The organism is Streptomyces sp. 11-1-2, assembly GCF_003595545.1.
GTDB lineage: Bacteria > Actinomycetota > Actinomycetes > Streptomycetales > Streptomycetaceae > Streptomyces > Streptomyces hygroscopicus_B.
In genome coordinates this window covers 10865313-10876998 of record NZ_CP022545.1, presented here as the reverse complement: position 1 = coordinate 10876998, position 11686 = coordinate 10865313, and the positions used below count along the sequence as shown (strand labels likewise).

Here is an 11686-nt window from a genome sequence, read left to right as displayed (position 1 = left end):
GCTGAGTGAAAGGGATGATCACTGTGTGCGGCATCACCGGCTGGGTTTCCTACCGCCGCGATCTGACCTCCCATCGCCAGGTCCTCGACGCCATGACGGAGACGATGGCCTGCCGAGGCCCGGACGCGGCCGGAGCGTGGGTGACCGGCAAGGCTGCGCTCGGCCACCGCAGGCTGGCCGTCATCGACCTGCCCGGCGGGGCACAGCCCATGACCGTCGACACCGCCGACGGTCCCGTGAGCATGGTCTACTCCGGTGAGGCGTACAACTTCACCGAGCTGCGCGACGAACTGCGCCGCAGGGGCCATGGCTTCACCACCGACTCCGACACCGAGGTCGTCCTGCGCGGCTACGTGGAGTGGGGCGAATCCCTCACCGAGAAGCTGAACGGCATGTACGCCTTCGCCATCTGGGACTCCCGCACCGAGAAACTGGTGATGGTCCGGGACCGGATGGGCATCAAGCCGTTCTACTACTACGAGACCGACGACGGCGTCCTCTTCGGATCCGAGCCCAAGGCCATCCTCGCCAACCCGCTCGCCGTCCCCGAGGTCGGCGTCGACGGGCTGCGGGAGATCTTCTCCTTCGCCAAGACACCGGGGCATGCGATCTGGAAGGGCATGAAGGAGCTGCGCCCCGGCCACATCGCCGTCGTCGACCGCAATGGACTTCGCGAACAGGCGTACTGGCGCCTGGAGGTCTCCGAGCACACCGATGACCAGGACGCGACCGTCGCCCATGTGCGGGAGCTGCTGGAGGACATCATCGCCCGGCAGCTCGTCGCCGACGTGCCCCGCTGCACCTTGCTCTCCGGGGGGCTCGACTCCTCGGCGATGACCTCGCTGGCCGCCCGCAAGCTCGGCGAACACGGCGAGACCGTCCGCAGCTTCGCCGTGGACTTCCCCGGGCAGGCGGAGAACTTCCGCGCGATCGACGTGGCGCCGAGCGTCGACACCCCGTATGTGCACGCCGTGGCCGAGCATGTGAAATGCGACCACCGGGACATCATGCTCGACGGTTCCGCCCTGTCCGACCCTGCCGTGCGGCAGGCGGCCATCGCGGCCAGGGATCTGCCCACCGGGCTCGGCGACCGGGACAACTCGCTCTACCTGCTGTTCAAGGCCGTTCGCGAACAGTCGACCGTGGCCCTGTCGGGCGAGTCGGCGGACGAGGTCTTCGGCGGCTACCCGTGGTTCCACGACGAGCGGCGCGAGGCCGACACCTTCCCGTGGCTCGCCGGAGGACTGACGCTCGGCGACACCAAGAGCCTGCTGTCCCAGGACCTCACCGAGAAGCTCGACCTGGACACCTACCTCCGTGACCACTACCTCAGCGCCCTGGACGAAGTCCCCCTCAAGGACGGTGAGACCGGCCTGGAGAAGCGCATGCGCCAGGTCTGCTACCTGCATCTCACCCGCATGGTCAACACCCTGCTCGACCGCAAGGACCGGATGAGCATGGCCGTCGGCCTGGAGGTCAGGGTGCCGTTCTGCGACCACCGCCTCGTCTCCTACGTCTTCAACACCCCCTGGTCGCTGAAGACATTCGACGGGCGGGAGAAGAGCATCCTGCGCGAGGCCACCCGCGATGTGCTGCCCGAGTCCGTGGCCAACCGCAAGAAGAGCGGTTACCCCGGCAGCTTCGACCCCGCCTATCTCTCCGCCATCAAGCAGCAGGCGGGCGACCTCATCACCTCGGGACACCAGGCCCTCGAACTGTGCCGTGCCGAGACGCTGGAAGAGGCGATCGCCGCACCGGCGGAGGACATCACCACCCAGCAGCGCGCCATCATCGAACGCGCCCTTGACCTGGCGACGTGGATGGACCTGCGCAAGCCCACCATCACGCTCGACTGACACCCGCGGTTCGACCGCACCGGGACGACGGACGGGGACCTGGCCCACCAGGTCCCCGTCCGTCGTCCCGGTGGCCTCGCATCAGAGGCCCTCGCGCGCCGGACGCTCCGTGGCCCCGGACGGCGCGGCCGTGAGGTAGCGGGTGAGCATCGCGACGAGTTCGTTCTCCAGCCGGGTGGTGTCGATCGACTCGGGCGCCGCGATGAGCACATGGACGACGAGCTCGATCGTGGACACGATGAGCCGGGCGGCGACGTAGGTGTCCTCGACCCGGACCTCGGGATGGCGCTCGAGCAACTCCTGGGTGTAGGCGACCCGCTCCCGCTCATGGCGGGCTACCTTCTCGAACAACTCCGGTGAGCGGGGGGCCTGTTCACCCATGACGCGGAGCAGCTGCGGGTCGTCGAGGTGGTTCTCGATCACGGTGCGCGCGAAACCACGGAGGATCTCCTCGAGGGAATCGGGCTCCTCCTCGTCCTGGCGGTCGCGGATGGCGGCCGCCCCGGCATCGAGGTGACGGGTCACCAGCTCGGCCAGGATCGCATCCTTGTTCGGGTAGTACTGGTACAGCGAGCCGATCGAGATCCGTGCGTGCTCGGCGATGCGGTTGGTGGTCCCGGCGGCGTAGCCGTATTCGGCGAAAACGTGAGCAGCCGCCGTGAGGATGCGCTGCCGGGTGAGCTCGGCGCGGGCCTGGCGTGGCTGTTTACGTGGCTGAAGTCCGCGACGGCCTGTCGTCATGACACCTCCTGGACGGCGCCTGGAAAGCGAGTGGCGCAAGACCTGAGTAATTACTCACAATGGTGCCATGAACTGCGGCGGAGCGGTGAACCACCGTCGTCGGCAGGGAGCGCGAGGCGACCGGCACGGCCCTCGCGCGCCCACCGCTCCACCCCTCCCGGAAGGAGTCATCGTGACGCAGACCAGCACCCGCCCCCGGCGGGTGTCGCCGGCCGAGGTCCACGCCCGGCTCGGGGAGCCCGAAGCCATGGTCAAGGGCAAGAAGCTGGACCATATCGACGAGCACTTCCGCTTCTTCATCGCGCATTCCCCCTTCCTGACCCTGGCCACGGCGGACGCGGCGGGGCGCGCCGACTGCTCACCCCGTGGCGACTACCCGGGCTTCGTGAAGGTCCTCGACGGCCATACGCTCGCGATTCCCGACCGCCCCGGCAACAAGATCGCCGACTCCTTCCGCAACCTCGCCGAGAACGACGGGGTCGGGCTGCTCTTCCTCATCCCCGGGCTGCGGGAGACCTTGCGGGTCAACGGCCGCGCCTACCCCACCGATGAGCCCGATGTGCTCGCCCGGATGCAGACCGAGGCCAGCGAACCGGTGCTGGCGATCGTCGTCGAGGTGGCGGAGGCGTTCTTCCACTGTGGTCGCGCGCTCATCCGCTCCCGGCTGTGGGACCCCGCGAGCCAGGCCCTGGCCGAAGAGATGCCGTCGGTCGGTGAGATCGCCGCCGCCCAATTCGCGGTGGACATCGATCCGATGGCGCTCACACACGCTCTCGAAGAGGGCTACCGGAAACTCTACTGACCACGGCACAAGGTGAATCACGATGCAACAGACCATCGTCGGCGCCATCGAGCAGGTCGCCGAAGACGTCGTATCCCTCGTCCTGCGAGGCGCCACCGGTCCGCTGGCGCCCTGGGAGCCGGGGGCCCATATCGACCTGGCCCTGCCGAACTGGCTGACCCGGCAGTACTCGCTGTGCGGCGACACCGCGGACCGGGAGTCCTATCGCGTCGCGGTGCGGCACGACCGCCTCAGCCGGGGCGGTTCGGAGTACATCCACCGGTTTCTGCGCCAGGGCCGCAGTCTCGACGTGTCGCTGCCGCGGAACCATTTCCCGTTCCTCCCCGCGCCGGAGTATCTCTTCCTCGCCGGCGGGATCGGCATCACCCCGATCCTGCCGATGCTGCGGGCGGCGGTCACCTCGGGCGTCCCGGCGTCGCTCGTGTACGTGGGACAGTCGGTCGCGTTCATGCCCTTCGCCGACGAACTGCGCTCCTCCTACGGCGATCGGGTACGGATCGTCGCCACCCGAGAGCAGGGCAGGCCGGACTTCGCCGCTCTGGGAGCCGCGCTGAACCCCGGCGCCGTGGTCTACGCCTGCGGCCCCGGGCCGATGCTCGCCGCGGCCGAGGCCGCGTTCCCGGCCGGACGGCTGTACGCGGAGCGGTTCCGCCCGGTGCCCAGGTCGTTCGCCCCCAACACGGCGTTCGAGGCGGTGTGCGCGAGGTCGGGGCAGACGGTTCAGGTGCCGCCCGACGAGTCGCTGCTGGACGCCCTGACCCACGCCGGATATCCCGTGGCGTCCGGATGCCGCGAAGGGGTCTGCGGCACTTGTGAACTCGCCGTCGTCGACGGCGAGCCCGAGCACCGGGACGACATCGGCGCCCCCGCGGGCCGGATGTACGCCTGTGTGTCCCGTGCCCTGTCCCCGCGGCTCGTCGTGGACCTGTGACCCCACGGCCGGCGGACTCGAACGGAAGGCGAGGAAAGACGTGTTGCCCAAGGTGCGCACACCCGAATCACGGCGAATGATCACGCTGGAGGTACGCGGGAACACCAAGCTGACACCCGAATTCTCGACCATCACGCTCGGCGGCCCCGAACTGGAACATCTGAAGCCCACGGGCTCCGACCAGACCGTGCGGCTGTTCTTTCCCCGCGAGGGGCAGGACAGGCTGAGAATGCCGAAGCTCTCCAGCGAGGCCTGGATGGCGGAGATTCTCCTGCTGCCGAAGTCACGCAGGCCCTGGGTACGCAATTTCACCATCCGCCGCGCCCGGCCCGAATTCGGCGAAGTGGACATCGAGTTCGCCCTGCACGGCGACACCCCGGCCTCCGCATGGGCCCGGCGCGCCCGGCCCGGAGATCCGGCGGGCATCTTCGACATGGGCGTGACCTACCTGCCGCCCGCTCATGCCGAATGGCAGCTGCTCGCCGGGGACGAGAGTGCCGTGCCGGCGATCCTCGCCATCCTCGAGCACGCTCCGGCGTCACTGGCCGCGGAGGTCTTCCTGGAGGTGCCGGGGGCCGCCGACATCCGCGCGGACATCACCGCTCCCGAAGGCGTACAGGTGCGGTGGCTGGCCGGGACGGCTCGGACGCGCTGCCCGGCAGACTGGCCCTCGACGCGGTCAAGAAGTCGTCGCTGCGGCCGGGCCGGTTCTACACCTGGGTCGCCGGGGAGGCCGGGCTGGCCACCGGGGTACGCCGCCATCTGGTGCAGGACCGCGGTGTACCGAAGCCGGACATCGCGTTCTTCGGGTACTGGCGGCACGGCCGCTCGAGCCCCGGCTGACCCCTGTCGCTCCGCCGGTGCGGTTTGTGCTCACACCGGTGGTTGCGGGTCGTACTGGATGCCACGTCGCACCTGACGTGCGCGCTCCGGCGAGGCCAGCCGGGCGACCAGGTGGAGAGCCATGTCGATACCGGCCGAGACCCCCGCGGAGGTGATCACGTCACCGTCGTCGACGAACCGCTCATCGGGCCGTACGTCGATCGTCGGGTCGAGCTCCGCGAGCAGGTCCAGCGACCCCCAATGCGTGGTCGCTGGCCGGCCGGCCAGCAGCCCGGCCGCCGCGTAGACCAGCGACCCCGTGCACACGCTGGTCATCAGGGGAACCGACCGCCGCTGGGACCGGACCCACTCCAGGTGCTGGTCATCCTCGAGCTGGGGACGGGTCCCCCGGCCGCCGGGGTGCAGCAGCACATCCAGTGCGGGCAGGTCGGCCATCGCCTGATGCGCCTCGACGGTGAGCCCCTTCGCGCAGGTCACGGGGTTGCCGTCGGCGGAGAGGCAGAACACCTGCCACCCGTCCTCGGCGAAGGTGTGCGTCCAGTACGACAGCACCTCCCATGGACCGATGGCGTCGAGCTCTTCCACATCCGGGAACAGCAGGATCCCGATCTTCCTCGTATCCGCATGGGCCATACGGTGATCCAACCAGACCCGCCCCCGCTCGGCCATGGGATCTCCCGCGAGGCCGCCGATCGCCGTCGGCGGCCTCGCGCTGCCGTGGTGCGGTCGCGGTCGGCCGGTCAGTACGGCAGCGGCCGGTTCTCACGCGCCCAGAGCTGCTCCGCTTCGCTGCGCGGGGGCGGAGGCGCCAACCCGTCGGTCATCCAGAGATCCCGGGGCGTCTCGTCGATGTGGAACTCGCAGTACAGCCCGCGGTCCCGGGTGTGAGGGGCCAGCACGCGGTCGAGCCCCTCGGCGGACCTCTTCCTCGTCTCGGGGTCCGCCAAGTGGCGGGCGATGTGCTCGATCACGACCCGGACGGTGCGGTTCGACGGCTCGCCGCCGACCAGGAACGAGGACTCCGGGATGTCGTGGAACAGGGTGACGACGTAGAACTTCGGCAGACCGACCTGGGTGTAGTACTCCGTGACGTCCGCGGCGAATTTCCGCTTCTGCTCGGCGGAGTAGGCGTCGACCGGATGGTAGATGTGCCACAGGGGCATGGCTCCCTCTCCTTCGAAGGCAACGATGGTGGCAACGGGCGACGGTGGTGACCGGTGGATGTCGCCGTGGCCGGTCAGCGACCGAGGGGAACGGTGAGGCCCTCCACCGGCCCGGCGAGCGCCGCCTTCATCTGCCGGGTCACGGCGTCGACGAGCACCTCGCTGGCGCCGTGCTCGACGCCGTCCAGAACCGTCCCGGCCACTTCGGCGGGTGAGAGCTTCTGGCCCGGAATTCCGGCGACCATGTCGGTGTCGGCGAAACCGAGGTGCACGCCGACGACCTGGGTCCCCTGCGGCGCCAGCTCGACCCGGAGAGAGTTCGTCATCGACCACAGCGCGGCCTTCGAGGCGCCGTAGGCGGCCGCGCCGGCGCCCCAGGACAGCACGGAGTGCATGTCGACCAGCGCGCCGCCGCCATTCGCCCGCAGGACCGGGGCGAAGCCACGTGCCACCCGCAGCGCCCCGAAGACGTTCGTGTCGAACGTGGCCACCACATCGGTCATGTCCGCCGTCAGCAGCGGCGAGGGCAGCAGCACTCCCGCGTTGTTGATGACGATGTTCACATCCGCGGCCCGGTCGGCGAGGGCCGCGACCGCGTCCGCGTCGGTGACGTCCAGGGAAACGGCCTCGACCCGCGGGTCCTCGCTGGGGCTGGGCTTCCGCGCGGTCGCGTAGACCTTCGCCGCTTCACGCTCGAGCAATGCCTCCACGAACGCCTTGCCGATGCCACGTTGACCTCCGGTCACCAGCACCACGGAACCATCGATCGCAACCATGTCGGACCCTCCTTGTCTCAGAGCGCGCTCGAACCGGCAGGGACGGCGGACCGTGCGGCCGCCGTCCCTGTGGCGCGCTAAAATAGATTATTAGCATCATCTATAACGGGTCGCAAATATCATCGGTGCGGTACCGGCATCCCGTACCCGAGTCCGGCAACCTACGCAGAAGGAAGTACCGACCATGCCCCGAGCATCCCGAGCCGAGGCCGAGCGTCACCGCGAGCAGGTGATCGCGGCCACCGCGAAACTGGTGCGCACCCACGGCGCCGACAAGGTGAGCGTTCCCCAGGCGATGGCGGCGGCGGGTCTGACCCACGGCGGGTTCTACCGCCACTTCGCCTCGAAGGACGATCTGATCGCCCAGGCGTGCTCGGCCGCGTTCGCCGAACGCCTCGCGGCCATGAATGACCTCGCCGAGGACGAGGACGCGGGCGCTGACACGGGCGAAGACACGGGCCAGGGCACGAGCCAGGACACGGGCGAGGACCGCGGCCGTGACGCCCGGGCAGCCTTCCTGGCGACCTATCTGTCGGCCCTGCACCGCGACAACCCCGCGCTGGGATGCGCCGCCGCGGCGCTGGCGGTGGACGCCGCGCGCGCGGAGCCCGGCGACCCGCTGCGGCGGGCCTACGCCGATGGCATGCGCAACCTGGTCGACGGAATGGAGCGACTTACGAGGAAGTCCGGCGACACCTCGCCGGACGAAGGGACGATTCTGGTCGAACTGTCCACCATGATCGGGGCGTTGGTCCTGTCACGGGCCTGCGCGGGCGACGACCTGTCGGACCGCATTCTGACCGCGGTACGCGACCACGTCCTCGGCGACGATGAGCACACACCCGACGGAAAGGGCACTTCGGAGACCGCCGGGTGAAACGCGCGCTCGCGTCACGGAGGCCCGCCCCCGTGACGCGAGCGCGCGCCGGTTACCGCCCGAGCGCCGACGACAGCCGCGCCGCGAGGGGCTCGCCGTCGAGGAAGTCCAGCAGCTCGCCGAGGGTCGGTCCGGTGGCGGGCCCGTGCCGGGTGACCGCGAAGGCGGCCGCGGCGTTGGCGCCTCGTACGGCGGTGCTCGGGTCAAGCCCGTGGCCGAGGAGGGCCAGGAACGCTCCCGTATGGGCGTCGCCCGCGCCGTTGCTGTCGACCGCGGTCACCCGGCGGCCGGGGATGTGCAGGGCCTCTCCGCCGGGCGGGACCAGCCAGCAGCCGGCCGCGTCGGCCCGCAGAAGCACCCCGGTGCGCGGGCCCAGCCGGGCGGCGAGCGCCGCCGCGGCCTCCTGGGCGTCGTCCCGGCCGGTCAGCAGCCGCCCCTCACGCTGGTTGCAGCTGACCCAGTCGCAGCGCCCCAGAACGGGTGCCAGCACCTCGTCCGGGATCTGGCCGGCCAGGGGACCCGGATCGAGGAAGACCCGGATGTGTTCCGGCAACCGCGCGACGAGCGAGGCCAGGACCGGGCCGTTGACCGGGTAGGCGAGCCCGTAGCCGGAGATCTGCACCATGTCGCCGGGGCGCAGCGTGGCGAGCACGGACGTCGCGTGGGCCTCGGTCAGCCGGGCCTCGGCTCCGAGGCTGGTGGCGAAGGTGCGCTCGCCGCCGCCGTCGACGAAGGCGACGCAGAACCCGGTGTCCTCCTCCGTGATCGGAGCCAGCACCATCTCGATGCCTCCCCGGGCGAGGTCGGCCCGCACCCGGTCGCCGAACGGCCCGGTGCCATGGGCTCCCGCGTACACGGCCGGCAGGCCCAGCCGGCGGGCGGCGGTGAGGACGTTGAATCCGCCGCCCGTGGTGAGGGTGGTGTCCGTGGAGACGATGTCGCCGCCGCGTTCGGGCAGTGCGGGCACCCGCATCACGAGGTCGACGATGGCGTTGCCGAGCAGGACCAGTCGGCCGCCCGTGACCTCGCCGGGGGCGCCGAGGACGCCGTCGTAGCCGCTCATGAGAGCTCCCGCGCGGCCGGGCCGGGCAGCACCTGCTGCTGGGGACGCTGCCCGGACGCCTCCTCGCGGACGGTGCCGTCGAACCTGCGCAGCACGGTGTAGACGGCGGCGGCGAGCAGCAGGGTCACCACCCACCCCAGCCCGTTGGACCCGATCCAGCTATGGGACAGCGGCCCGGAGAACCACACGTCGGTCGCGCTGGTGCTCGCCTCGGTGAACAGCAGGCCCACCACGATGGCCGCCGCCCAGGCGATCATCGCGGCCCAGGCGATACCGCCCCGGAACCAGTAGCGGCTGGACCGGCCGACGTCCATCAGCGCCGCGCCGTCATAGGACCGGCGGAGTATCAGGTCGACCGCGAAGACGCCCACCCAGGCGGTGATGGGGACGGCGAGGAGTGTGAGGAAGGTGATGAACGGGCCGTAGAAGTCCTTGGCGATCAGGATGAAGTAGATCCCGCCCGCGAAGGTGACGACCACGTCCAGGCCGACGGCGAGGGTGCGCCGGACCCGTATGCCCAGGGTGATCATGGTGAGTCCGGCCGAGTAGACGGACAGGTGGTTGGAGAGCAACAGTCCGCCGAACGCGGCGATCAGATACGGGATGGACATCCACGACGGCAGCATCGTGTTGATCGCCGAGACGGGGTCGGAGGCGGAGGCGAGATTCGGTTCTCCCGCCGCGAGGAGTGAACCCAGCGAGATCAGCACGACCAGCGGGATACCGGCGCCGAAGGCGGAAGCGGCCACCAGCCTGCCACCCGGAATCCGCCGGGGCAGGTAACGGGCGTAGTCGGCGCCCGTGTTGGCCCAGCCGATCCCGGTACCGGCGGCGATCATGCCGACGCCCACGACCATCGAACTCACCGACCCGACCGGGGCGTGGAAGACCTTGTCCCAGTCCACGGTGGTCGCGAGGAAGATGATCACGACCAGGTTGAGCAGACCGAAGATATAGCTGGCCCATCTGTTGATCCACATGATGGTGGCGTGGCCCAGGCCGCTGATCAGCAGTGTGCAGCCGATGAAGACCAGCAGACACACCACGGTGAGGACGGTGTTCCGCCGGATGCCGAAGGCGGCGTCGAGCAGCGCCAGCAGGGCGAAGGCGGCCGTGGTGGTGTTGATGGTCTCCCAGCCGAGCCTGCTCATCCAGGTGACCAGCGTGGGGCCGGCGTTGCCGCGGACCCCGAACACCGCGCGGGAGAGGGTGAGGGCGGGCGCTCCGCCCCGCTTCCCCGCGATGCTGAGGGCGCCTACCAGGGCGAAGGAGCCGAAGGCGCCGAGAATGGCCACGACGGCCGCCTGCCAGATGTTCAGGCCGCGGAAGCTGACCAGGGCCGCGCCGAGCGGCAGACCGAGGATGCTGATGTTCGCGGCGAACCAGGTCCAGAACATCTGGCTCGCGTGGCCGTGGCGCTCGGCGTCCGGAACCGGCTCGATGCCTCGGGTCTCCACGGAGCCGACGCGGTCGTTCTCTGAAGCCGCCATGGTGGTACCTGTCTTTCTGTCCGGGGGCGCTCCGGTGCGGATGGGAGGGCGGGCGTGGGGGTCACTCGGCCGTGCCGGCGCGCAGCGCGAGCAGGGCGGTGGCCAGCGGTTCCAGGTCGAGACCGTTGACCGAGCGCAGAGTGGCGAGGGCTTCGTCGGGCAGGCCCGAGGCCCCGCTGACGGCACCGGCTATGGCACCGGCTATCGCGCCGATGGTGTCGCAGTCGCCGCCGAGGTTGGCCGCCAGCAGACAGGCCCGCCACGGCTCACCCTCGGCGAGGGCCAGCACGGCGAAGGCGGCGGGGACCGACTCCTGGCTGGCGACGCTGGTGCCGACCAGGTCGCAGACGCGGTCCAGGGCCTGCCGCTCGGGCAGACCGCGGACCAGGTCCACGGCCCAGCCGATGCGGGCGGCGATATCGGCGCCGGCGACCCAGTGGCCGCGCTCGGCCCCTGCCGCGGCCGCCGTGACCGCCGCGCCGAAGGCGTCCTCCAGATCGCCGCCGTCGATGCCACGGCTCACCGCGGCGGCCACGGCGGCGGCGGAGGCGATGCCGATGGAGGTGTCATGGGTGACCTGGCACGCCTCCGCGACCCGGTCGAGGAAGGGCTCCAGCGGGGTGTCGGGGAAGGCGACGCCGACGGGGGTGATCCGCATCGCCGCGCCGTTGGTGGCGCCGGACTTGCCCGCCTCCTCCGGCGGTACGCCGCGGGACACGGCCTCCAGGGCCGCCTTGGTGGAGGGGCCGAGCAGGTCGAAGGAGCCCTTGGCCTTCATGGCGCGCTCCCACTCCAGGAGCTCGTGCGCGAGCCGCAGCGGTTCGATCCGCCCGCCGGACCCGGTCAGCAGTTGGCCGACGATGACGGCCTGATCGGTGTCGTCCGTGACCGAACCGGCGGGCATTCCGGCGCTCACCGGATTGTCCTCCGGGCCGGGTTCGAAACCGGTGACGGTGCCGAACCGGGCGACGATGGACGCCCGGGACATGATCTGGGTGGGCATACCGAGGGCGTCGCCCATCGCCAGGCCGTAGAGGGCGCCGAGCGCGCGGTCGTGCTGGTGGTTCATTCGGGATTCCTGTCGGTGCGCGGAGGCGTTACGTCGGGGCGGGCGGACGCCGCGTGTGGTCCCATCAGGGGCCTC

11 protein-coding genes and 1 pseudogene are annotated in these 11686 nt (G+C 70.4%); 5 read left to right on the top strand and 7 right to left on the bottom strand.

Annotated features, from left to right (window positions below; translation table 11 throughout):
• Window positions 1-23 precede the first annotated feature (23 nt).
• A complete protein-coding gene (gene asnB / locus CGL27_RS46220) occupies window positions 24-1856 on the top strand; it encodes an asparagine synthase (glutamine-hydrolyzing) (RefSeq protein WP_119994879.1) in 1833 nt (610 codons plus the stop codon).
• A gap of 81 nt (window positions 1857-1937) precedes the next feature.
• On the opposite strand, the gene CGL27_RS46215 is transcribed toward asnB, so the two are convergent.
• Complete coding sequence (locus CGL27_RS46215; protein ID WP_119993687.1) at window positions 1938-2597, bottom strand: TetR/AcrR family transcriptional regulator; 660 nt, start codon at window positions 2595-2597, stop codon at window positions 1938-1940.
• Window positions 2598-2769: 172 nt separating this feature from the next.
• On the opposite strand from CGL27_RS46215, the gene CGL27_RS46210 reads away from it, so the two are divergent.
• From CGL27_RS46210 to CGL27_RS46200, 3 genes and pseudogenes are all read left to right on the top strand, one after another.
• Window positions 2770-3399, top strand: a complete 630-nt coding sequence (locus CGL27_RS46210; protein WP_119993685.1) for an MSMEG_1061 family FMN-dependent PPOX-type flavoprotein — start codon at window positions 2770-2772, stop codon at window positions 3397-3399.
• A gap of 22 nt (window positions 3400-3421) precedes the next feature.
• The gene (locus CGL27_RS46205) at window positions 3422-4330 is read left to right on the top strand and encodes a PDR/VanB family oxidoreductase (RefSeq protein ID WP_119993683.1); all 909 of its coding nucleotides are present in this window, start codon (window positions 3422-3424) and stop codon (window positions 4328-4330) included.
• A gap of 76 nt (window positions 4331-4406) precedes the next feature.
• Window positions 4407-5173: pseudogene (locus CGL27_RS46200) on the top strand (siderophore-interacting protein).
• A gap of 30 nt (window positions 5174-5203) precedes the next feature.
• Here CGL27_RS46200 and CGL27_RS46195 read toward each other — a convergent pair.
• The 3 genes from CGL27_RS46195 to CGL27_RS46185 all read right to left on the bottom strand — a co-directional run bounded on the left by CGL27_RS46195 (window position 5204) and on the right by CGL27_RS46185 (window position 7112).
• Window positions 5204-5806, bottom strand: a complete 603-nt coding sequence (locus CGL27_RS46195; RefSeq protein ID WP_240450869.1) for a DJ-1/PfpI family protein — start codon at window positions 5804-5806, stop codon at window positions 5204-5206.
• A 107-nt stretch (window positions 5807-5913) separates the two neighbouring features.
• Complete coding sequence (locus tag CGL27_RS46190) at window positions 5914-6336, bottom strand: tautomerase family protein (protein WP_078646153.1); 423 nt, start codon at window positions 6334-6336, stop codon at window positions 5914-5916.
• Between the two features lie 74 nt (window positions 6337-6410).
• The gene (locus CGL27_RS46185) at window positions 6411-7112 is read right to left on the bottom strand and encodes an SDR family oxidoreductase (protein ID WP_119993679.1); all 702 of its coding nucleotides are present in this window, start codon (window positions 7110-7112) and stop codon (window positions 6411-6413) included.
• A gap of 184 nt (window positions 7113-7296) precedes the next feature.
• On the opposite strand from CGL27_RS46185, the gene CGL27_RS46180 reads away from it, so the two are divergent.
• The gene (locus CGL27_RS46180) at window positions 7297-7989 is read left to right on the top strand and encodes a TetR/AcrR family transcriptional regulator (protein ID WP_119993677.1); all 693 of its coding nucleotides are present in this window, start codon (window positions 7297-7299) and stop codon (window positions 7987-7989) included.
• A gap of 52 nt (window positions 7990-8041) precedes the next feature.
• Here the strand turns inward: CGL27_RS46180 and CGL27_RS46175 are convergent, their stop codons facing one another.
• From CGL27_RS46175 to CGL27_RS46165, 3 genes are all read right to left on the bottom strand, one after another.
• On the bottom strand, window positions 8042-9052 hold the full coding sequence (locus CGL27_RS46175; protein ID WP_119993675.1) for a PfkB family carbohydrate kinase: 1011 nt from the start codon (window positions 9050-9052) through the stop codon (window positions 8042-8044).
• A complete protein-coding gene (locus CGL27_RS46170) occupies window positions 9049-10542 on the bottom strand; it encodes a cytosine permease (protein WP_078646149.1) in 1494 nt (497 codons plus the stop codon). The genes CGL27_RS46175 and CGL27_RS46170 overlap by 4 nt, the downstream gene beginning before the upstream one ends.
• A gap of 61 nt (window positions 10543-10603) precedes the next feature.
• Window positions 10604-11611 carry an ADP-ribosylglycohydrolase family protein gene (locus CGL27_RS46165; protein ID WP_078646148.1) on the bottom strand — a complete coding sequence of 336 codons (1008 nt, stop codon included), beginning with the start codon at window positions 11609-11611 and terminating at the stop codon, window positions 10604-10606.
• Between the last annotated feature and the right edge of the window lie 75 nt (window positions 11612-11686).